General features: G+C 39.1%; 20 protein-coding genes, 1 rRNA gene and 1 riboswitch. Of the genes, 1 reads left to right on the top strand and 20 read right to left on the bottom strand.

Features of this window, described 5'->3' with window-relative positions; all coding sequences use genetic code 11:
- Nucleotides 1-7: 7 nt before the first annotated feature.
- The 5 genes from pcrA to ACEVFT_RS01685 form a co-directional block, all read right to left on the bottom strand.
- Nucleotides 8-2,260: a DNA helicase PcrA gene (gene pcrA / locus ACEVFT_RS01705; protein ID WP_205445722.1), complete on the bottom strand. Its 2,253-nt coding sequence runs from the start codon at nucleotides 2,258-2,260 to the stop codon at nucleotides 8-10.
- A 32-nt stretch (nucleotides 2,261-2,292) separates the two neighbouring features.
- The gene (gene pcrB / locus ACEVFT_RS01700) at nucleotides 2,293-2,982 is read right to left on the bottom strand and encodes a heptaprenylglyceryl phosphate synthase (RefSeq protein WP_205445724.1); all 690 of its coding nucleotides are present in this window, start codon (nucleotides 2,980-2,982) and stop codon (nucleotides 2,293-2,295) included.
- Nucleotides 2,983-3,092: 110 nt separating this feature from the next.
- A complete protein-coding gene (locus ACEVFT_RS01695) occupies nucleotides 3,093-3,413 on the bottom strand; it encodes a YerC/YecD family TrpR-related protein (protein ID WP_004225717.1) in 321 nt (106 codons plus the stop codon).
- Between the two features lie 15 nt (nucleotides 3,414-3,428).
- Nucleotides 3,429-4,484, bottom strand: a complete 1,056-nt coding sequence (locus ACEVFT_RS01690) for a DUF3048 domain-containing protein (protein ID WP_393947776.1) — start codon at nucleotides 4,482-4,484, stop codon at nucleotides 3,429-3,431.
- Nucleotides 4,485-4,553: 69 nt separating this feature from the next.
- Entirely contained in the window at nucleotides 4,554-6,275 is a 1,722-nt protein-coding gene (locus tag ACEVFT_RS01685) for an adenine deaminase C-terminal domain-containing protein (protein ID WP_393947775.1), read from the bottom strand.
- A gap of 199 nt (nucleotides 6,276-6,474) precedes the next feature.
- On the opposite strand from ACEVFT_RS01685, the gene ACEVFT_RS01680 reads away from it, so the two are divergent.
- Nucleotides 6,475-6,900, top strand: a complete 426-nt coding sequence (locus ACEVFT_RS01680; RefSeq protein WP_243456322.1) for a YgaP-like transmembrane domain — start codon at nucleotides 6,475-6,477, stop codon at nucleotides 6,898-6,900.
- Nucleotides 6,901-7,006: 106 nt separating this feature from the next.
- Here the strand turns inward: ACEVFT_RS01680 and purD are convergent, their stop codons facing one another.
- From purD to rrf, 15 genes are all read right to left on the bottom strand, one after another.
- Entirely contained in the window at nucleotides 7,007-8,263 is a 1,257-nt protein-coding gene (gene purD / locus ACEVFT_RS01675; RefSeq protein WP_393947773.1) for a phosphoribosylamine--glycine ligase, read from the bottom strand.
- An 81-nt stretch (nucleotides 8,264-8,344) separates the two neighbouring features.
- The gene (gene purH, locus ACEVFT_RS01670) at nucleotides 8,345-9,871 is read right to left on the bottom strand and encodes a bifunctional phosphoribosylaminoimidazolecarboxamide formyltransferase/IMP cyclohydrolase (protein WP_205445733.1); all 1,527 of its coding nucleotides are present in this window, start codon (nucleotides 9,869-9,871) and stop codon (nucleotides 8,345-8,347) included.
- Between the two features lie 113 nt (nucleotides 9,872-9,984).
- Complete coding sequence (purN, locus tag ACEVFT_RS01665; protein WP_393947772.1) at nucleotides 9,985-10,554, bottom strand: phosphoribosylglycinamide formyltransferase; 570 nt, start codon at nucleotides 10,552-10,554, stop codon at nucleotides 9,985-9,987.
- Complete coding sequence (gene purM / locus ACEVFT_RS01660) at nucleotides 10,554-11,609, bottom strand: phosphoribosylformylglycinamidine cyclo-ligase (protein WP_205445736.1); 1,056 nt, start codon at nucleotides 11,607-11,609, stop codon at nucleotides 10,554-10,556. Before purM ends, purN begins: the two co-directional genes overlap by 1 nt.
- A gap of 96 nt (nucleotides 11,610-11,705) precedes the next feature.
- Entirely contained in the window at nucleotides 11,706-13,130 is a 1,425-nt protein-coding gene (gene purF / locus ACEVFT_RS01655; protein WP_205445737.1) for an amidophosphoribosyltransferase, read from the bottom strand.
- Nucleotides 13,106-15,340 (bottom strand): phosphoribosylformylglycinamidine synthase subunit PurL, encoded by a 2,235-nt coding sequence (gene purL / locus ACEVFT_RS01650; RefSeq protein WP_205445739.1) that lies wholly within the window; start codon nucleotides 15,338-15,340, stop codon nucleotides 13,106-13,108. The genes purF and purL overlap by 25 nt, the downstream gene beginning before the upstream one ends.
- The gene (gene purQ / locus ACEVFT_RS01645) at nucleotides 15,327-16,010 is read right to left on the bottom strand and encodes a phosphoribosylformylglycinamidine synthase subunit PurQ (RefSeq protein ID WP_205445741.1); all 684 of its coding nucleotides are present in this window, start codon (nucleotides 16,008-16,010) and stop codon (nucleotides 15,327-15,329) included. Before purQ ends, purL begins: the two co-directional genes overlap by 14 nt.
- Before the next feature lie 2 nt (nucleotides 16,011-16,012).
- Nucleotides 16,013-16,261, bottom strand: a complete 249-nt coding sequence (gene purS, locus ACEVFT_RS01640) for a phosphoribosylformylglycinamidine synthase subunit PurS (RefSeq protein WP_012292012.1) — start codon at nucleotides 16,259-16,261, stop codon at nucleotides 16,013-16,015.
- A 2-nt stretch (nucleotides 16,262-16,263) separates the two neighbouring features.
- Nucleotides 16,264-16,974 carry a phosphoribosylaminoimidazolesuccinocarboxamide synthase gene (gene purC / locus ACEVFT_RS01635; RefSeq protein ID WP_393947769.1) on the bottom strand — a complete coding sequence of 237 codons (711 nt, stop codon included), beginning with the start codon at nucleotides 16,972-16,974 and terminating at the stop codon, nucleotides 16,264-16,266.
- A gap of 128 nt (nucleotides 16,975-17,102) precedes the next feature.
- Nucleotides 17,103-18,398 (bottom strand): adenylosuccinate lyase, encoded by a 1,296-nt coding sequence (gene purB, locus ACEVFT_RS01630; RefSeq protein ID WP_393947767.1) that lies wholly within the window; start codon nucleotides 18,396-18,398, stop codon nucleotides 17,103-17,105.
- A 13-nt stretch (nucleotides 18,399-18,411) separates the two neighbouring features.
- Nucleotides 18,412-19,536: a 5-(carboxyamino)imidazole ribonucleotide synthase gene (gene purK / locus ACEVFT_RS01625; protein ID WP_205445745.1), complete on the bottom strand. Its 1,125-nt coding sequence runs from the start codon at nucleotides 19,534-19,536 to the stop codon at nucleotides 18,412-18,414.
- Nucleotides 19,533-20,021 carry a 5-(carboxyamino)imidazole ribonucleotide mutase gene (gene purE, locus ACEVFT_RS01620; RefSeq protein WP_205445747.1) on the bottom strand — a complete coding sequence of 163 codons (489 nt, stop codon included), beginning with the start codon at nucleotides 20,019-20,021 and terminating at the stop codon, nucleotides 19,533-19,535. Before purE ends, purK begins: the two co-directional genes overlap by 4 nt.
- Before the next feature lie 212 nt (nucleotides 20,022-20,233).
- Nucleotides 20,234-20,332: riboswitch (purine riboswitch) on the bottom strand.
- A 93-nt stretch (nucleotides 20,333-20,425) separates the two neighbouring features.
- Nucleotides 20,426-20,620 (bottom strand): NETI motif-containing protein, encoded by a 195-nt coding sequence (locus ACEVFT_RS01615; RefSeq protein ID WP_205445749.1) that lies wholly within the window; start codon nucleotides 20,618-20,620, stop codon nucleotides 20,426-20,428.
- A gap of 139 nt (nucleotides 20,621-20,759) precedes the next feature.
- The gene (locus ACEVFT_RS01610; protein ID WP_205445750.1) at nucleotides 20,760-21,026 is read right to left on the bottom strand and encodes a hypothetical protein; all 267 of its coding nucleotides are present in this window, start codon (nucleotides 21,024-21,026) and stop codon (nucleotides 20,760-20,762) included.
- Between the two features lie 149 nt (nucleotides 21,027-21,175).
- Nucleotides 21,176-21,291 (bottom strand): 5S ribosomal RNA (rrf, locus tag ACEVFT_RS01605).
- Between the last annotated feature and the right edge of the window lie 66 nt (nucleotides 21,292-21,357).

Here is a 21,357-nt window from a genome sequence, read left to right as displayed (position 1 = left end):
CCTCCGCTTACGCTTTTTCAATCGGTGCAAATTGAGCAAGTAATCGCTTAATACCAATTGGTTGTGGGAATGCGATATCGAGCTCTGTACTATCACCTTCACCTTTTACACTAACAACCATACCTGTTCCCCATTTTTTATGAATCGCCTTATCTCCAGCCTTCCACCCAAATTGATCTCCACCCGTTGCTTGTAAACGTGCTGTAGCAGGTTGTGTTTGCTGAGTAGCACCAAGTGTACGCTTTTGATGGCCACCTGTTGAACGATTGTTAGTAGCAAATGGTATTGTTGATTTTGTTCCTGCCTTAGAAATAGACTCTGTAATATCTTGAGAAATTTCACCTAAAAATCGTGACGCATTATTAAAGCTTGAACGACCAAAAATCGTTCGGCTTTGTGCACATGTTAAGTATAGACGTTCCTCAGCGCGGGTCACGCCAACATACATAAGGCGACGTTCCTCTTCCATTTCATCTTGATCGTCTAGTGAGCGAGAATGTGGGAAGATGTTTTCCTCCATGCCGATAATAAAGACAACTGGGAACTCTAAGCCCTTAGCGGCATGCATCGTCATTAAAATAATATTACCTTTGGATGTATCTTCTTTATCGAGTGCATCAATATCAGCAATAAGAGCTAAATCTGTTAAAAAGGCAATTAAGCTTTTATCATCACTGCGCTCCTCAAAAGCCTTTGTGACAGATAAAAACTCTTCAATATTTTCTAAACGACTTTCTGCTTCAATTGTTTTTTCGTTTTGTAACATTGCTCGATAACCGGATTTATCAATAACTTGCTCCACAATTTCCGTGACAGATAAATATTCCTGCATTTGTGTAAAGCCTTTAATCATCGCATAAAATTGCTCAGCTGAATTTGCCGCTTTCCCTGATAGCCCCATGAAGACAAGATCATTCATCGCGTCAAAAATCGAACGATCCTGATCTATCGCATAACGTGCCATTTTTTCAAAGGATGTTGCGCCAATACTGCGCTTTGGCTCATTAATAATACGTGCTAGTGATAAATCATCGTCATTATTGGCAATCAGTCGTAAGTATGCTAGTAAGTCCTTTATCTCTTTTCGATCATAGAACTTTGTTCCGCCTACTATTTGATAGGCCATATTGGATTTAACTAGTACTTCCTCCATTACACGAGATTGAGCATTTGTGCGATATAAAATAGCAAAGTCATCAAATGAACGATTTTCTTTTTCAATTAACTGGTGAATCGTTTGTACAACAAATTGCGCTTCTTCTTGCTCGTTATAAGCTTTATATAGTGCAATCTTTTCACCCTCTGAATTTTCTGTGCGCAATTCTTTTGGGTATCGTGTTGTATTATTTTGAATGACGTCATTGGCTGCCTGTAGGATGCGTTGAGTTGAACGATAATTTTGCTCAAGCATAATCACCTTTGCAGCTGGATAATCCTTCTCAAAGGATAGGATATTCCCAATGTCTGCACCACGCCAACGATAAATAGACTGATCGGAATCCCCTACAACACAAATATTTTTAAATTTCTTTGCCAGTAATTGCACAAGTAAATACTGAGATTTATTGGTATCCTGATATTCATCTACATGAATATATTGAAATTTGTTTTGATAATATTCAAGCACTTCAGGTACACGCTTAAACAACGTAATCGTCGTCATAATCAAATCGTCAAAATCGAGGGATTGGTTGCGGCGTAATCTTTTCTCGTAGCCTTTATAGACACGTGCAACTGTTTGTTCATAAGGATTTTTATCGTTTATTTGTCCAGCGTATTCATCCGCTGTTATACACTCGTTTTTTGCTGCACTAATAGCATTTAAAATTGCTCGTGGCTCAAAACGTTTTGGGTCAATATTTTCTTCCTTCATCACATTTTTAATGACTGAAAGCTGATCAGTCGAATCTAAAATAGAGAAATTACGAGAAATGCCTAATTGATCGATATTACGACGTAAAATTCTTACACACATGGAGTGGAAAGTCGATACCCACATACTATCGCTAGTACCATTACCAAGAATGCCATCAATACGATCACGCATTTCTCGGGCTGCTTTATTTGTGAATGTAATCGCTAAAATCTTGGAAGGATATACTTCCTTTTCGATAACTAGGTAAGCAATACGATGTGTTAAAACTCGTGTTTTCCCTGACCCTGCACCTGCCATAATGAGTAATGGTCCTTCAGTTGTTTTAACCGCACTTTCCTGTTCGGGATTCATACCTGCTAGTAAATTTTTTGTTAACTGTTCCATTTTGCACCGCCTTACAAACATTTGTTCTAAAATTATAACGTATTTTTAACAGCCTTAACAGTCGCAAGTGCAGCTTTTAAATCTTCATAAATAATATTTCCAACTACTACCGTATCTGCAATCTGTGCCATTTCCTCTGCTTGCTTTGCAGATGTTATGCCCCCACCGTAAAAGAGTTTGGTATGCTTCAGTTCGTTTTTCACAGCACTGACTACCTCCAGATTGCCATACATTCCGCTGTACTCTAAATAAAAGACAGGAAGCTTAAAGAAATTTTCTGCCATGCGTGCATAAGCTACCACATCATCAATCGTTAAATCTGTTTTCGCACCCGTTACATGGGCTACTTTACAATCAGGATTTAAAATACAATATCCTTCCGCTACCAATTCATCCCATACCATAATATCGCCGTATTCCTTAATAGCCTCATGATGTAAATTTTTAATCCATTTTGGATCATCACTATTTAATACAGTAGGAATGAAATAATAGTCATACCCTGGCGTTACCGCATCAATCGTAGAAATTTCAAGTGCTATCGGTACCTCAAAGCGACGTACGCGAACAAGTAAATCTAATACGCCATCCAACGTTACATTATCTGTTCCCCCAACTAAAATAACGTCTGTCCCAGACTCGCAAATTTTTTCCAGTGCTTCATCTGAAATGTCCTTCGCTGGATCTAGCTTGAACACATGTCTCCATTCTAAATAATCCATCTATTTTACCACCTATCATTTTCTATCTATTCGTTTACAAGTATAGCTTATGATTCACGACAAAAAAATGAAAAAGACCGAGTAGAACTTCTACTCAGCCTTTTGTCTGACTATTCTTTTGGTGCTTGAAACGGTTTTTCATCAGGATACAAACGACCTAACATTTCATCATATGTATCATTCCCATAATCAAAGCAGCGACGCACGCGTGAAATCGTTGCTGTACTTGCCCCTGTTTCCTTTTTAATGGATTCGTAGGTTTTCTTTAAACGTAATAAATGTGCGACCTCAAAGCGTTGTGCCAACGATTGAATTTCACTAATCGTACATAAATCATCAAAAAACTTATAGCATTCTTCGATGTCCTTTAACTCTAACACTGCTTTAAATAATTGATCTGTTTGATGCCCCCGAATTTTTTCGATTTGCATGCAATTTTCCTCCCTTTAAGGCTGCGTTTTCACCATTGCTTGTAACCCTGGTGAAGATGGTACGAAATGAACCCACGACTTTCCTGGTACAAGCTTTACAGGCTCCCCTGATTGCTCTACAGCCATTGGTATTCCATTAACATTTGCCCATTTGACTTCCCTCAAATAGCCATTTTGAAATACATACGCATTTCCACCAGACGTTAAATCAATTGCTTGGCGACCAATATCATCAATTGTTCGGTGATCCATTTCAAAAAATAGAACATTTGCCAATGACACTGTCTCGCCTGTTAACATATCTTTTGTGTCCACGCCAGCCGATTGTCGTTCATAGTGATTATTTTGATGATCATACACATACGCGTTATGGAAATCTTCATTATTTCCGTAGTAAATATCAACTTGATTTGTTTCAATACCTATTTTACCACGTTCATCAGGTTCATAAAAAGCCTGAAGCACTTTTTCACTGTAATTCATTGAAGCGCCTACCATTTCAGCACCTTTTAGAATGTTTTCTGATGTAATATAGGAATTGTGTGGTGCAACGCGGTCGTTAGAGCGTTTAAAAAGTATACCATCATAAGCCATACCATTGATATTGTCGACGATACGATGATCAAGCATCGTTTTCGCCTCTGGGCTATAACCATGCGCTACATAAAAGGCATCAAATCCCTTTGCCATATCGATAAAATAAGAGCGTGCACTACGAACGGGCCCAATATTTTCAGGCAGTTCACTTTGATATACTGCTAAAAAGCGTGTTACATTACCTTCTGCAAGCATTTCATAAACGATATCCGCAGCAGCTAATCCTGATTGTGGACGTGCTGCTGGATGATTATTAATTGTTACGATAATAGGTCGCTGTGTAATTTCTTCTTGTACAGCCTCCCCAGTAAGTGGTGCGACGAATGCTGGTCGTTGCACAGGCTCCTCCACTACTGTTTCTTCCTCTACAATGGGTTCATCATCTTCTTTGACTTTTGGTGTATCCTTTGAACATCCCCCGATTACCAAAGCACTAAATGCTATAGCAATCCATAATTTTTTCGATTTGAACACAAGCATATCTCTCCTTTGAACAATTACACATATCTGTAACTGTTTAAACAACTGAAACACTTTCATCAATTAGCGCATAACAGCAGGTAATAATAACTTATTCTTCATCACATCGAAAATCCCTTGTGGTGTTATACGAATATATGGTAAATGAGTAGATTGTAAAAATAATAGTGTATAAATCGCATCTCCTAATTGATAGCCTCGATCTGCTAAAGCTTGTTTTAAAGCCTTTTCTTTCTCCGTTAATGTGAGTATATCTCCATCATATAAAAGTCCACCAATTGTTAATGGGATATCCGCTATCACTTCACCTTTTTCAACAAGAACAATACCACCATTCATTGCCTTCATTTCTTCGAAGGCTTTGATCATATCTTCTTTATTTTTTCCAATTAACAATATATCACCTGTGTTGGAATAAGAGGATGCAAAGCCTTGAACATCTGTTGCAAATCCTTTAATCATTGTATTTACATGCCAGTTACCTTTACGATTAATTAGCATTAAATAACACTCATCATGATTCGCCAACTGCCCTTCTTTCGTAATTAAAGAGTTATAAGGCTTTGTAATCACATCATTAACTAATTGAATTCCAAACGGCATAGAAAACTGAAAATCTTGAGAATCTAATGAAAAATCTAAATCTAATGCTGGAATAGCAGAATAATCAATTGTCGCTAATCTATGCACACGATTCCCATCACGCTTCAACCAGACACCCTTTGATAAAACACTTTCTGGAACAGGGTGATATTCATCTTGTAAAATATTCAATGAAGCAAAACGCCCTGTCGCGATAAAACCATGTAAATTGGACATGTTATAATAACGTGCCACATTATAGGAAGCCATTTGATAAGCATCAATAGGAGATACCCCTGCATCTAAAGCTACTTGAATACATTTATCCATCACACCATCCTCATGGAATGAAGGTGTCGAACCGTCTGTTGTCATCATTAAATGATCAAAGATCGGAAGTTCTTTTTCTACTATTCCTTTTAGTAGATGTGGTAAATCTGGTCGAATGGAAGAATGACGTAAAGTTACAGCATAGCCCTGCATAATGCGACGCTCTACCTCTTCCACTGTCATTGCCTCATGATCCCCATCAGCACCAAGCAGTTTCATGCGTGCCAACGTTCTTTCTGAAGCTCCTGGGAAATGTCCTTCAATTTTTTTACCCAGTCCCTTAGCCATTTGCATACGATAAAGCATTTGATCGTCACCATGCAACAGCTTAGGCCAGCCTGTCAACTCTCCACCAAGCAAGACATCACTTCGCTCTAACCACTCTAATATAGAGGTATTAGAGAAAACCTCTTCCTCTTGCTCCAATTCAGTTTGTGAATCAAAGCGAGTCCACCAATAAAAAGAAAATGGTAGCTTTTTCAAACTCTCTAAAATTGAAAACGCTTTCTTATTTTCTAAATTTAAAACAAAACTTAAATTATCCGAAATAAAAGTCGTTGTCCCAAGTTGACCACAAAAATCTGCAAATGACTGTGGATGATAAAGCTGGAATGGATGTACATGTGGTTCAATATAGCCTGGAACAATTGTTTTTCCTGTACAATCCACCACTTCTGTTCCTTCTAATAAAGGAGGCATTCTGTCACCAGCATAGACAATGCGATCTCCTAAAATCCAAATGTTTCCTACTACAAATTGTTTTAACATACTATGCAAATAACGTGCATTCTTCAGCACGATATCTGGTGCCTTTTTCCCATCGATTACTGCTAATTGCTGACGTATTTTTGTTATTTTCCATACTGGATCCATGCTATTCGCTCCTTCCTAAATTACGTAATTTTTCATTGTGTAAATCCAACTTGAAATCACATACTACTACTGCATAATCGCATATTTTCATAAAAATTATGCTTTATGCAATCATCTTGTTTCAATCGTAACACAGCACTTTCATAAAGCAAAGTGCACCTCGCTTATTTTTTCCACAATGACTAAAGGAGGAAGTATGATGATGCAGCAAGCAAATTTAAGCGAAAAGAATGCATTTTGTCGTTTTGCCATGGGGACGAGTTTGACCGCATATGGTATCGCTAAAGTTTCTAGAAATCCTAATTGTACAAAAGGTCGATTAATGATTGCATTAGGTGCCATGAAAATGGCTGAGGGACTCTTTAAATATTGTCCAACGAAAGCAATTTTAAGCTCCAATATGCAAAATGCCATGAACACCTCTATGCAAAGTATGTTCAGCGGGCAAAATTCTATGTCTTCTGAACAAATCGATAAGCTCATGAAGGATTTTTCCTCTGCTATAGCTGGCAATTCTTCAGGTTCACAAGCTACTGCTTCAAAACAATCTGACACCAGCACTTCAACTCAAAATTCCTCAAATAGTAGCGATTCTTCAACGAATAAAGCTCAGAATCCTTCTTAGTCAAAGGAGCCGTCCCAATCTATTATTGAGACGGCTCTTACCTCTTACGTTTTGAAACAACAAGAGGTTTCAAAAGACGATAAAAAATATTTAGTGAAAATAATAATTACTTCAATGTACGCCAGCCAATATCTTTACGGAAGAAAAAGTGATCCCATGTTTCCGTTGCAATACCTTCATAAACCTTTTCCTGTGCTTCTTGTAAAGTAGCTGCTTTTGCACCAACTAACAGTACACGACCACCGTTACCAACGAATTGGCCGTCTACTAATTTTGTACCTGCATGGAAAACTGCATGTGATGTGGAAAGTTCCTCTAAATTTGGTAATAACTCACCTTTTTCAACGTCTCCTGGATAACCCTCTGTTGCAATGACTACACCAAGCATTACTTCTTCTGACCATTGTAAATCAAAAGGCTGTTCATCCATTAATGCCATCATAAATGCACCAAAATCTGAAACCATACGTGGCAATACAACTTGCGTTTCTGGATCACCAAAACGAGCATTAAATTCTATAACTTGAGGGCCTTTTTTCGTTAAAATTAACCCTGCATATAAAATCCCTGTAAAGGAAGCACCATCTGCCTCCATCCCTTTAACAGTAGGTTCTACAATCGTTTGAAAAGCAATATCGACTACCTCTTGTGAGATTTGTGGTACTGGAGAATAAGCACCCATACCTCCTGTGTTTGGTCCTTTATCTCCGTCATAAGCTCGTTTATGGTCTTGTGCAATAACCATTGGATAAATTTGTCCTTTATGTACAAAGGACATGAAGGAGAATTCTTCACCGTCTAAAAATTCCTCGATGACAACACGTGAAGAAGATTCACCAAAGCGTTGATTCCCAATCATATCCTCTACAGCTTCAATTGCTTCTTCCTCTGTCATTGCCACAACAACGCCCTTACCAGCCGCTAAACCATCTGCTTTAATTACAATAGGCGCCCCTTGTTCTTTAATATAGGCTATGGCTTTTTCTGCTTCAGTAAACGTTTCATGTGCTGCTGTAGGAATATTGTATTTATTCATAATTTCTTTCGCATAGGATTTACTGCTTTCTATTTGAGCAGCAGCCTTTGTAGGGCCGAAAATACGTAAACCTCTTGCTGTAAAGAAATCGACAATGCCTTCAGCAAGCGGCTGTTCTGGGCCAACAAATGTTAATGCAATATCATTTTCCTTAGCAAATTGAGCGAGACCTGCGAAATCCATTGTATCAATAGCAACAACTTCTACTTCGCCTCGCATCCCATCATTTCCTGGCGCTACAAATACGTTGTTAACTGATGGAGAGATGCTAAATTGTTTAGCGATTGCATGCTCACGACCGCCGCTTCCGATTACTAATACATTCATTTTAGAGAATCCTCCTCTTTGTAAGTAAGACCGAGATGAACCAACATCTCGGTCTGTTTTGTTTCCTATATGCTTCAACAATTAATGTTTAAAATGACGTACGCCTGTGAATACCATAGCAATGCCGTATTCATTAGCTTTATCAATGGAATCTTGATCTTTAATCGAACCACCTGGTTGAATAATTGCTGTAATTCCTGCAGCGGCTGCAGCTTCCACAGTATCACTCATTGGGAAAAATGCATCTGATGCTAATGCAGCACCTTTTGCTTTTTCTCCAGCTTGTTCAAAGGCGATTTTAGCAGCACCTACGCGATTCATTTGACCTGCGCCAACGCCAAGTGTCATTTGAGAATCTGTTACAACAATCGCATTTGATTTCACATGTTTGACAACAGACCAACCAAGTTGTAATGCTTCCCATTCTTGTTCTGTTGGTTCACGATCTGTCACTACTTTAATATCCGCATTGCCAAAGCCATAGCGATCTGGCTCTTGTACAAGAAGGCCTCCCTCAACTGATACTACATTGAATGAATCTTGTTTCGCTTGCTCGAAAGGAATTGTTAGTAAGCGGATATTTTTCTTTTTCGTTAAAATATCTAATGCTTCTTGTGAGAAAGCAGGAGCAATAATAATCTCTAGGAAAATATGGCTTAGCTTCTCTGCAGTTGCTGCATCCACTTCCATATTTAATGCGATAATACCGCCAAAAATTGATGTCGGATCTGCTTCATATGCTTTATCGAAAGCTGCCTCTAATGTGACACCTGTGCCAACACCACATGGATTCATATGTTTCACTGCTACAGCAGCTGGCATTTCAAATTCTTTCACAATTTGCAATGCTGCATTACCATCTTGAATATTGTTGTAAGATAACTCTTTACCATGTAATTGTGTAGCATAGGCTAATGAAAAGTCAGAGCCAAGACGCTTTTGGTAGAAAGCCGCTTTTTGATGAGGGTTTTCGCCATAGCGTAAATTTTGCTTTAATTCATATGTCATTGTTAAGCTCTCTGGGAACTCTTCTTCAGTCAGGTAGTTTGAGATATAAGAATCATAAGCGGCTGTGTGACGGAAAACTTTCGCAGCTAGTTTACGACGTGTTTCAATCGTTGTTGCGCCGTCTACTTTTAGTTCTTCTAATACTGTTGCATAGTCATTGCTGTCCACGATTACTGTTACATATTGATGGTTTTTTGCAGCAGAACGTAACATTGTTGGACCACCGATATCAATGTTTTCAATTGCATCATCCCAAGTTACATTAGGCTTTGAAATTGTTTCAACAAATGGATATAGATTAACACAAACAATCTCAATTGGCTCAATTCCATGCTCATTCATCTGAGCTTGATGAGACGCATCGTCAAATTTTCCTAATAGACCACCGTGAATCATTGGATTTAATGTTTTTACACGACCATCTAAAATTTCAGGAAACTTCGTTACTTCATCTACCGCTGTTACAGCTACTGCATTGTCCTGTAACATTTTTTTTGTACCGCCAGTTGATAAAATTTCATAACCTAATGCTACTAATTCCTTTGCAAATTCTAAAATACCATCTTTATTGGAAACACTGATTAATGCACGTTTTGTCACAACAATATCCTCCTAATTTTTATCGTGCTGTCCACGAACTGACTTGCTTCAATAGATTCATAGAGTTAGGTCTTACTTGTTGAGTATGGTTCTCGACCTAACTCCTTCTTCAGTTACTGTAATAATTGCTGTAAAGCCTTCGTATATAATAGATGCTCTTGCTTGTGAATTTCAGCTTCTGTTGCTTCACGATTTCCTTCAATAACAGGTACCGCTGCCTGAGCGATAATTGGTCCAGTATCCATTCCTTCATCAACAAAATGCACTGTTACACCTGTGATTTTCACACCATGATTGATGGCCTGTCCAATAGCGTCCTTTCCAGGAAAAGCCGGCAATAAGGAGGGGTGAATATTCACAATTCGTTGTGGAAAGGCTGCTAATAATACGTCACTGATTAAGCGCATATAACCTGCAAGCACAATCCATTTCACATCGCACTCATGTAAAGCATCGATAATAGCTGTTTCATAAGCTGCCTTCGAGGTAAACTCTTTTGGATTTAATGCTAATACTGCAATCCCAAAGTTTTCAGCACGTGTTACTACAAATGCTCCAGGCTTATCTGTGACCACAAGTTCGACCTTCGCATGTAATTCACCACGTTCAATGGCCTCTTGAATGGCTTGAAAATTACTACCGCTGCCTGACGCGAACACGGCGATTTTTGTTGGTGCAGTCATTACACTAAACTCCCATCATGTGAGCCATTAAATACTACCCCGTCGCCTTTAATAACACGTCCGATTGTATAAGCCTTTTCACCATTTGCTTCTACTGCAGCGATTACTTTATCAGCTTCAGTTGTTGGCACAGCGATTACAAAGCCAATACCCATGTTAAACACATTATATAAATCTTTATCTTCTAGCTGCCCTTTATCTTTTAAGAATTCAAAGATACGTAATACAGGCCAAGAACCTAAGTCGATTTCCGTTGCTAGTCCTTCTGGCATCATGCGTGGTAGATTTTCATAGAAACCTCCACCTGTAACATGTGCACAACCATGTACATCTGCTGCCTTTAAAGCTGCTAGTACAGGTTTAGCATATAGCTTTGTTGGCACTAGAAGCGCCTCACCGATTGGTCCTAGATCTTCATAGCCTTCTACAATCGCATCCACCGCATATTGATGATCTGCAAAGACAATTTTACGCACTAAAGAATAACCGTTTGAATGTACACCACTTGAAGCAATCCCAATAAGTACATCGCCTTCTACGATTTTTTCACCTGTCACAATGGCAGATTTTTCACAGGCGCCAACTGCAAAACCAGCTAAATCATATTCATCTTCTTCATAAAGACCAGGCATTTCTGCAGTTTCGCCACCTATTAGTGCCGCACCAGATTGCACACAGCCATCTGCAACGCCTTTGACAATTTGTTCGATTTTTGCAGGCTCTGCTTTTCCAAGCGCTACGTAATCTAAAAAGTAAAGTGGTTCTGCTCCTTGTGCAACAATATCATTTACACACATTGCTACACAGTCCACACCGATTGTATCGTGCTTGTCCACCATGAAAGCCAGTTTTAGTTTTGTTCCAACACCATCTGTTCCAGAAATTAGAACAGGTTCTTTAAGATTCAGTTCTGACAAGTCAAACATGCCACCAAAGCCACCAAACGTCCCCATTACACCTAGACGGTTTGTACGTTCAACATGAGACTTCATTCGTTTTACGGCTTCATAGCCCGCTTCAATATTTACACCTGCTTGTTCATATGCCTTTGACACGCAGAGTTCCTCCTTATCATCCAAGTCGCCTAAGTTTCCTAGATAGAAATGACTGTAAAACCTACTAGAGAACACTAATTTGTTGCGATGTTTTTCTTAACGTAATAATTCTTTTTCATGCGGCAAGATAGTATCCGGGAAAATCTCTGTTGGATATTTGCCTGTAAAGCATGCTAGGCATAGTCCTCGGTTTTCATCTTCATACGGTCGTGCAATAGTCTCTACCATCCCCTCAACAGAAAGGAAAGTCAGAGAATCTGCACCAATTACTTCACGAATTTCATCTACATTATGACTAGAAGCAATCAGTTCTTCATGCGTAGATGTATCAATGCCATAATAACAAGGATCTGTCATTGGCGGTGAAGAAATCACAACGTGAACTTCCGCTGCGCCAGCATCTTTTAACATTTTGACAATGCGACGAGATGTTGTACCACGAACAATGGAATCATCCACCATTACTACTTTTTTTCCTTTTACGACTTGAACAACCGGTGAAAGTTTCATTTTTACACCACGTTCACGTAACTCTTGTGTCGGCTGAATAAATGTACGCCCAACATAACGGTTTTTAATAAGACCTAATTCATAAGGAATTCCACTTTCTTCTGCAAAACCAATCGCTGCGGAAATACTTGAATCGGGAACACCCGTTACAACATCTGCCTCAATATGCGCACATTCACGAGCAAGCTGTTTACCCATACGTTTTCGTGCCATATGAACGTTAATACCATCAATATCCGAATCAGGACGAGCTAAATAAACATACTCCATCGCACACATCGAACGTTTTTCCATGTCAGCAAAACGATCCGATTTTACACCCTCATCGTTAATAATGATTAGTTCGCCTGGTTCTACCGAACGAACGAATTCTGCACCAATTAAATCAAATGCACAAGTTTCAGAAGCTACCACCCAGCCATCTCCTAGCTTTCCAAGAGATAATGGACGTAAACCATGTGGATCACGTGCAACAAGCATTTCATCCTTTGTCATAATTAAGAAAGAATACGCACCCTTTAAAAGAGATAGGGCATTTTTCACCTTCGCACGGAATGGTGAATGCGAGCTTTTCTTAATAAGATGCGCCAACACTTCTGTATCAGAGCTTGAATGGAAAATACTACCTTGTCGCTCTAAATATTGTTTTAAATGTGTCGCATTGACTAAGTTACCGTTATGGGCAATTGAAAGGCTACCAGTTGAGGAGTGGAATAATAATGGCTGTACGTTTTCGATACCGCCACCACCAGCAGTCGTGTAACGAACATGCGCAATAGCTGCTTTGCCGTTCACTGCTTTTAATTTATCTTCGTTGAAAACATCATTAACTAGTCCTTCGCCTTTCACCGCGCGAAGATGCTGTCCGTCTGAAACGACAATTCCAGCACCTTCTTGTCCACGGTGTTGAAGAGCATGAAGCCCGTAATAGCTAAGGTGTGCTGGATTTGGGTTACCCCAAATACCAAACACCCCACATTCTTCGTTTAAGCCTCTGAGTTCAGCAAGCATGGGATTGCTCCTTTCCAATTAGAACGGAATTCCTCCACTGTACCTTCTACAAGCACACCTTTGTCCCCGTTGATTTTCACAAGTGCATCGTTTGTTACGACACCAATTTTTTGAGCATCTTTGATGATTTCTACAAATGCTGCAGCATTTTCTTCTTTAACAGTGACAACAAAACGAGATTGACTCTCACTGAATAACGCAGTTGTTGCAGAGCCTGTTAATGTTACATCCACACCAAGACCGTTTGCGCCAAATGTTGTTTCAGCAATTGCGACAGCTAGACCACCCTCTGCTACATCATGAGCAGATTGAACAAGACCTGCTTTAATCGCCTTTAATAAAGCTTGCTGACGTGTCGCTTCAACTTCTAAGTCGATAGTTGGTGCTTTCCCTGAAATAACACCATTATTTAATAGTTTTTGAAGCTCTGAACCACCAAATTCTGTTTTTGTCTCACCAATAACAAAGATAATATCTCCTGCAGCTTTTACATCCTGTGTCGTTACATGTGCTAAGTCTTCAATAAGACCAACCATACCAATTGTCGGTGTTGGATACACCGCTTCGCCTGAACGTTCATTGTAAAGAGAAACGTTACCTCCGATTACTGGAGCATTTAATGCCGTACAAGCTGCCGAAATACCATCAGCAGATTTTTCAATTTGCCAGAAGATTTCTGGTTTCTCTGGATTACCAAAGTTTAAGCAGTCTGTAATCGCAAGTGGCGTACCACCAGTTGCCACGATATTACGAGCTGCTTCGGCTACCGCGATAGCACCACCCACTTCTGGATCTAAATAGATATAACGAGAGTTACAGTCTGTTGTCATTGCTAACCCTTTATTTGTGCCACGTACTCGAATAACGGCAGCATCAGAGCCTGGTTTAACAACTGTTGATGTACGTACTTGATAATCGTATTGATCATATACCCACTCTTTAGAAGCAATCGTCGGTGCTTTTAATAAAGCATTTAATGTTTCTTTGTAATCTGTCACAACAGGTTCAGTGTTTTCGATTGCTTGGAACTGAGCATAGTATGCAGGCTCTGCAGATGGTTTATGATAAACAGGTGCATCTTCTGCTAACGCGTCTGCAGATACCTCTGCAACTACTTGTCCTTTGTGTAAAAGACGAAGCATTTTGTCATCTGTCACTCGACCGATTGCTACAGCATCTAAATCATATTTATCGAAAATCGCTTTAATTTCATCTTCGCGACCTTTTTTCACCACTAATAGCATACGTTCTTGAGACTCAGATAGCATCATTTCGTACGCTGTCATACCTGTCTCACGCTGAGGCACTAAGTCTAGGTTCATTTCTACACCAGAACCAGCCTTTGAAGCCATTTCTGCCGAAGAAGAAGTAAGACCAGCTGCACCCATATCTTGAATACCAACTAAAGCATCAGATTTTACAACTTCTAAACATGCTTCAAGTAAAAGTTTCTCCATGAATGGGTCCCCTACTTGTACTGCTGGACGTTGGTTTTCTGACTCCTCTGTTAATTCCTCAGAGGCAAATGTTGCACCATGAATTCCGTCACGCCCTGTTTTCGCACCAACGTACATCACTGTATTACCGACACCTGCCGCAATACCACGTTGAATATCTTTATGGTCGATTAAACCGACACACATAGCATTCACAAGTGGATTACCTTCATAGCAAGGATCGAATTGAATTTCGCCACCTACTGTAGGAATTCCGATACAGTTACCATACCCTGCAATACCAGCAACTACTTCTTCAAATAGATATTTACCACGCGCTGATTTTAATTCACCAAAGCGTAATGAGTTTAACATGGCGATTGGACGTGCACCCATTGAGAAAACATCACGGATAATACCACCCACACCAGTTGCAGCTCCTTGATAAGGTTCTATTGCAGATGGATGGTTATGTGATTCCATTTTAAACACTACTGCTTGTTCGTCACCAATATCAACAATACCTGCACCTTCACCTGGTCCTTGTAAAACTTGAGGCCCTTTTGTAGGGAATTTACGTAGTACTGGCTTTGAATTTTTGTAAGAGCAGTGCTCAGACCACATTACTGAGAAAAGACCTGTCTCTGTCCAGTTAGGTAGACGTCCTAAAATACCTTCTACCATTGCAAATTCTTCGTCTGACATCCCCATTCCAGCGTATAGCTTTTCATCTTTAATTTGCTGTGCTGTTGGCTCAAACTTAGTTGTTGACATGATTTTCCCTCCACTGCTTCACGATTGATTTAAATACTGCTAGACCGTCTGCGCCGCCCACCAGTGCATCAACAGCTCGCTCTGGGTGTGGCATCATCCCTAATACATTGCCGCGCTCGTTTATAATCCCTGCGATATCTTCTAAAGAACCGTTTGGATTGTCACCTGAGTATGTGAATACGATTTGATTATTATCTTTTAGTGATTGTAAAGTTTCCTCATCACAGTAGTAATTCCCTTCACCATGTGCGATTGGAATATTGATGATTTGACCTTGCTCATATTGATTTGTGAATGATGTATTGTTGTTTTCAACTTTAAGCTGCACTGTACGGCACATAAATTTTAAGTTTTTATTGCGCAATAAAGCTCCTGGCAATAAACCTGCTTCCGTTAGGATTTGGAAGCCATTACATACACCTAATACAGGTTTACCAGCATCTGCTGCTTTCTTAACTTCTGCCATAATGTTAGATTGATTAGCCATTGCACCACAACGAAGATAATCTCCATAGGAGAATCCTCCAGGTACTAATACGCCATCAAAACCACTTAGATCTGTTGCTGTATGCCATACATATTCTACTTCTTCACCTAGCTCGTCTTTAATCGCATGATACATATCGATATCACAGTTTGACCCAGGGAATACGAGTACTGCGAATTTCATGATTAATTAGCCTCCTCGACTTCGTAACGGTAGTCTTCAATTACAACGTTCGTTAAAACCTTTTCACACATTTCTTTTACTAGCGTATCAATGTCACGTTCTGTATCATTAATTGATAGTTCAAGATATTTACCGATACGTAAATCTTCTACTTCACCGTAGCCCATTTTAGCTAAAGAACCTTGTACTGCAGAGCCTTGAGGATCAAGAATGCTCTCACGTAATGTTACATAGATTTTTACTTTTTTCATTGTTATTTGCCTCCGAGTCTAGAAAGTATAATAGTATAAACTTCAGTTAAATTACCAAGGTCTCGACGAAAAACATCTTTGTCTAACTTTTGCTTTGTTGTTGCATCCCAAAGTCGGCATGTATCTGGTGAAATTTCATCTGCCAGTAATACATGACCATCCAAATCACGACCAAACTCTAATTTAAAATCAATCAATGTCACATTGACATCTGCAAAGATTGGCTGTAGCACTTTGTTAACGGCTAGTGCACCATCATAAATAGCTGTTACTTCAGTAGGTGTGGCAAGTTCAAGAACATCGATATGCTCTGTCGTAATAAGTGGATCGCCTAATTCATCGTCTTTATAATAAAATTCAACGATTGGTCGTTTTAAAGGTGTCCCCTCTTCAAGACCCAGACGTTTTGCTAAACTTCCAGCAGCGATATTACGAACAACAACCTCAATCGGAATAATTTCTACTTTTTTTACAAGTTGTTGTGTATCTGATAATTGTTTTACGAAATGTGACGCAATTCCGTTAGCTTGTAATTTTTCGAAAATTAATGAAGTAATGCGATTATTTAAAATGCCCTTACCTTCAATTTCCTCTTTCTTTTCACCATTAAATGCTGTTGCACTATCCTTGTACTCAACAAGTAGCACATTTGGCTCCTCTGTTGTGAACAATTTTTTTGCTTTACCTTCATACAAAAGTTGACCTTTAGTCATTTCGTTTTCCCCCTGATATTATGAGATACGCTTGTAATCATGTTCAGAATTGAACCGTATTTCTACGATTCAACTCTGAAACTTTTACTGGTGGCTCTAACATTTATTTTAAGATGGCTAAATAAATATTAGTTAAGTCCTAGTCGTTCAAAAATCATATCAACGTGCTGTAAGTGGTAGTTGTAATCAAAACAATCATCCAACTCTTCTTTCGTTAAATAAGATGTGATTTTTTCACTTGCATCAACTACTGCACGGAACTGAACTTGCTCGTCCCAAGCCTGCATTGCTAAAGGTTGTACTGTATCATAAGCTTCCTCACGTACTAATCCTTTGTCAATCAATGCTAGTAAGATGCGTTGAGAATAAATAAGACCAAATGTACGATCCATATTACGTTTCATGTTCTCAGGGAATACTGTTAAGTTTTTCACAATATTACCGAAGCGATTTAACATATAGTTAAGAGTAATTGTTGCATCCGGTAAAATAACGCGCTCTGCAGATGAATGCGAAATATCACGTTCATGCCATAAAGCCACATTTTCATAAGCTGTCACCATATATCCACGCATTAAACGAGACATACCAACCATGTTTTCCGAACCGATTGGATTACGTTTATGTGGCATTGCTGATGATCCTTTTTGACCTTTTGCAAAAGCTTCTTCCACTTCACGTGTTTCAGATTTCTGTAACCCGCGAATTTCTGTTGCAAATTTTTCAATTGAGCTAGCGATTAAAGCTAATGCACCTAAATACTGCGCATGGCGGTCACGCTGTAAAGTTTGTGTTGAAATCGGTGATGCTGCAAGGCCTAATTTATCGCAAACATATTGCTCAACACGAGGATCGATATTGGCATATGTTCCAACAGCTCCAGACATTTTCCCTGTTTCAATTACTTTGGCAGCTGCTTCAAAACGTTCAAGGTTACGCTTCATTTCCTCATACCATAAACCAAGTTTCAAACCGAAAGTTGTTGGTTCTGCATGAACACCATGTGTGCGTCCCATCATAACTGTATGTTTATGTTCTTTTGCCTTAGCAGCAATAATATCAATGAAATTTACGATATCTTTACGTAAAATATCATTTGCTTGTTTGATTAAATAAGAAAGGGCTGTATCTACTACGTCTGTAGAAGTTAAACCATAATGCACCCATTTACGCTCTTCACCAAGTGTTTCAGAAACAGCACGGGTAAAGGCTACAACGTCATGACGAGTTTCTTGTTCAATTTCTAATATACGATTCACATCAAATGAAGCATTTTCACGAATTTTAGCAACATCCTCTTTTGGAATATCACCTAACTCTGCCCATGCCTCACAAGCTAAAATTTCAACCTCTAGCCATGCTTGGTATTTATTTTGTTCTGTCCAAATTGCGCCCATTTCGGGTCTTGTGTAACGTTCAATCATCGCGTATCTCCTTCTATTCTGACCAAATGCCAGAACTCTCGATTTGTTGTAGTGTTGCTTCTAAGTCTTTTGTCATAATCGTTACATGGCCCATTTTACGGTTGACCTTAGCTTCAGCTTTCCCATAAAGATGTATAGACCATTCAGGATATTTAGCAATTGAGTTACTGAGTGGCACGACATGCTGCCCTAATACATTGACCATAATGGATGGTGCCCATAGTTGTGGCTTACGTAATGGCCATCCACAAACAGCACGAATATGCTGATGGAATTGTGAAACATTACATGCTTCAATTGAATAGTGACCAGAATTATGAGGTCTTGGCGCTAATTCATTAATAACAATGCCACCATCTTCTAACACAAACATTTCTACCGCTAGCGTTCCTATTAAATGTAAGTAATCTGCAATTTTTAAAGCTTCTCGTTCAGCAGCTTGAGCTGTGCTTTCAGTTATGCGAGCAGGCACAATTGTCTCGTGTAGAATATGATGAACATGAATGTTCTCACCAACTGGCTGACAATACGATTCACCATGACCATTTCTTTGAACAATGACCGATACTTCCTTTACGAAAGGAACAAATCCTTCTGCAATACATTGAGAATGCTTGAATAATTCTTTCGCTAAAGGTAAATCTTCAGTTGATTTTAAAAGTTGCTGTCCCTTGCCATCATAACCACCTCTTGCTGTTTTGACTATACAAGGATAACCAATCGAATCAATATTGGCTACTAATTCTTCATAAGTTTTTGCAACAATATATGGTGCTACTGGGCAACCAGCTTTCACAATAGCTTCTTTCTCTGTTATACGGTTTTGTGTAATACGTACCAACTCCGCTCCTTGAGGAACATAAGCCATTTGTGATAAACGCTTTAAGCCTTCATAATCTATATTTTCAAATTCATATGTGATAACATCACTTACTTCTGCAAGTTCTTCTAAAGCAGCTTCATCATCATATGGAGCTACAATACGAATATCAGCTACCTGTCCACACGGCGAGTCCATTGCTGGCTCAAGAACAGCCACTTTAAAACCAGACTCCTTTGCAGCAAGCGCCATCATTCGACCAAGTTGTCCTCCACCTATAATACCTATCGTTTGTCCAGGATAAATAATCTTCGTCACACTAAGTCACCTGTGCTTTCTAATACTTGCTGCTTTGTTGCTTCTCGTCTAGCATCTAATTTATTTGCAAGTTCTGTATCTGTTGTTGACAAAATTTGAGCTGCAAGTAACCCTGCATTTGTCGCTCCTGCTTTGCCAATTGCTACAGTTGCTACAGGTACGCCACCAGGCATTTGAACGATGGATAATAGTGAATCAAGTCCATTAAGTGCGCGTGATTGAACTGGTACACCGATGACAGGTAATGTTGTTTTAGCTGCCACCATTCCTGGTAAATGTGCAGCCCCACCTGCTCCAGCAATAATTACTTGAATGCCTCGTTCGCGAGCTGTCGCTGCATATTCAAACATTAAATCAGGTGTACGATGTGCAGAAACAACTTTCTTTTCGTACGGTACTTGTAATTCATCTAAAATATCACATGCATGTTTCATTGTTTCCCAGTCACTTGAACTACCCATAATGACACCGATTTTCGGATTCATAAATTGTCGCTCCTTTTAAACGATAGAAAAATGATCAATTATTTATTGTGCAAGCAACTATTTTGAATAGCTACTGCAATTCTTATCTATTTACAAAGAAAATCCCCAAATAAACTACTCTCTACCATTACACGTGAAAGCAGTTTACTTGAGGACTATTAGGACAAGAACATCTCCATGTACATAGCTGTACAGCGACCTTCTCATCATATGCCAAAAGTGCTTTCCCGCATAGTCCAGCATTTACGGTGCCGGGTAGAGACACTAGAGCCAATTCTCTAGCATATATGTGGGATCTATTTGTTTTTCCTTCTCACATTTTAACAAGGGATTGTCTTATCGTCAATGCAAAAATGCGAACATTTTTTATTATGTAAAAAAAAACGTTCGGTTTTTAGTCAAATTCATTCGATATCTTGAGCAGGTATAGCTTTAAACTGGATTTTCTGCCGTAAATAAGCTGGTTCGCCATCTACTATATGAAAAAGAGGCTCTTCTTTTCGTCCTATGGCCATAAAGCCGTCTTTCCGCATTCTTGCCAAACAATCCTCGATTGACTCGTTTTCTTGTACCTCATACCAAATTTGCTTTTTTCCCAACTTTTTCTTCCTTTCCACAGTACATTTTAAATCACAACTAATTTTTAATTTATTATACCTTTTGTTGCTTACAGACGTATGTAAGAACTTAAATAAATAGAAAAAACTGCAGATTTCTCTCCGCAGTTTTGATTAAGGCTCATGAACCATAAAAAGCCTTTAAATAGATACAAAAAAATAATAGCTGTAGGAATAAATGAAGGACAACAAGAACCATACGATACCCTTTGATGCCTAATAGGGCACTGACGATGCCTAAACCACCTAAGATAAACGGCATAAACATATTTACATGATAGAGAAATGTAAAAAAGTTTCCATACCATTTCGTTGAATCATAACCAAACATAAAGAATGTGAGTAGTAGACTCAAGATCGAAATTGCAGAAAAAATGTTCTGCCTCATTGTGATTCCTCCATTATTAAACCCAATATGTATCTAGTTTAATGAATTTGCCCATAAATTGTATGGAAGTATTTAGTCTATTATATCATTTTATGAATAGTTCACAAAATAAAAAAAGCCATGGAATAAATCCATGGCTTTTTTAAAGTGCCTAGCGACGTCCTACTCTCACAGGGGGAAGCCCCCAACTACCATCGGCGCTAAAGAGCTTAACTTCCGTGTTCGGTATGGGAACGGGTGTGACCTCTTTGCCATCATCACTAGACTATGTTCGACCTCCAATACACGGCGTATTACTGTGTCTTGAAGCTCTCTTTTTGTTGAAAGAATT

The sequence above is a fragment of the Lysinibacillus sp. PWR01 genome, assembly GCF_043359455.1.
GTDB lineage: Bacteria > Bacillota > Bacilli > Bacillales_A > Planococcaceae > Lysinibacillus > Lysinibacillus fusiformis_F.
Note: the sequence above shows the minus strand (reverse complement) of the source record. Positions and strands in the feature narration are given on the sequence as shown.

Excerpts from the sequence above, each read along its gene's own strand:
- pcrA (WP_205445722.1), bottom strand. The coding sequence starts at position 2,260 with ATGGAACAGTTAACAAAAAATTTACTAGCAGGTATGAATCCCGAACAG.
- pcrB (WP_205445724.1), bottom strand. The coding sequence starts at position 2,982 with ATGGATTATTTAGAATGGAGACATGTGTTCAAGCTAGATCCAGCGAAG.
- ACEVFT_RS01695 (WP_004225717.1), bottom strand. The coding sequence starts at position 3,413 with ATGCAAATCGAAAAAATTCGGGGGCATCAAACAGATCAATTATTTAAA.
- ACEVFT_RS01685 (WP_393947775.1), bottom strand. The coding sequence starts at position 6,275 with ATGGATCCAGTATGGAAAATAACAAAAATACGTCAGCAATTAGCAGTA.
- ACEVFT_RS01680 (WP_243456322.1), top strand. The coding sequence starts at position 6,475 with ATGATGCAGCAAGCAAATTTAAGCGAAAAGAATGCATTTTGTCGTTTT.
- purD (WP_393947773.1), bottom strand. The coding sequence starts at position 8,263 with ATGAATGTATTAGTAATCGGAAGCGGCGGTCGTGAGCATGCAATCGCT.
- purN (WP_393947772.1), bottom strand. The coding sequence starts at position 10,554 with ATGACTGCACCAACAAAAATCGCCGTGTTCGCGTCAGGCAGCGGTAGT.
- purF (WP_205445737.1), bottom strand. The coding sequence starts at position 13,130 with ATGCTTGCTGAACTCAGAGGCTTAAACGAAGAATGTGGGGTGTTTGGT.
- purL (WP_205445739.1), bottom strand. The coding sequence starts at position 15,340 with ATGTCAACAACTAAGTTTGAGCCAACAGCACAGCAAATTAAAGATGAA.
- purQ (WP_205445741.1), bottom strand. The coding sequence starts at position 16,010 with ATGAAATTCGCAGTACTCGTATTCCCTGGGTCAAACTGTGATATCGAT.
- purS (WP_012292012.1), bottom strand. The coding sequence starts at position 16,261 with ATGAAAAAAGTAAAAATCTATGTAACATTACGTGAGAGCATTCTTGAT.
- purC (WP_393947769.1), bottom strand. The coding sequence starts at position 16,974 with ATGACTAAAGGTCAACTTTTGTATGAAGGTAAAGCAAAAAAATTGTTC.
- purB (WP_393947767.1), bottom strand. The coding sequence starts at position 18,398 with ATGATTGAACGTTACACAAGACCCGAAATGGGCGCAATTTGGACAGAA.
- purE (WP_205445747.1), bottom strand. The coding sequence starts at position 20,021 with ATGAATCCGAAAATCGGTGTCATTATGGGTAGTTCAAGTGACTGGGAA.
- ACEVFT_RS01610 (WP_205445750.1), bottom strand. The coding sequence starts at position 21,026 with ATGAGGCAGAACATTTTTTCTGCAATTTCGATCTTGAGTCTACTACTC.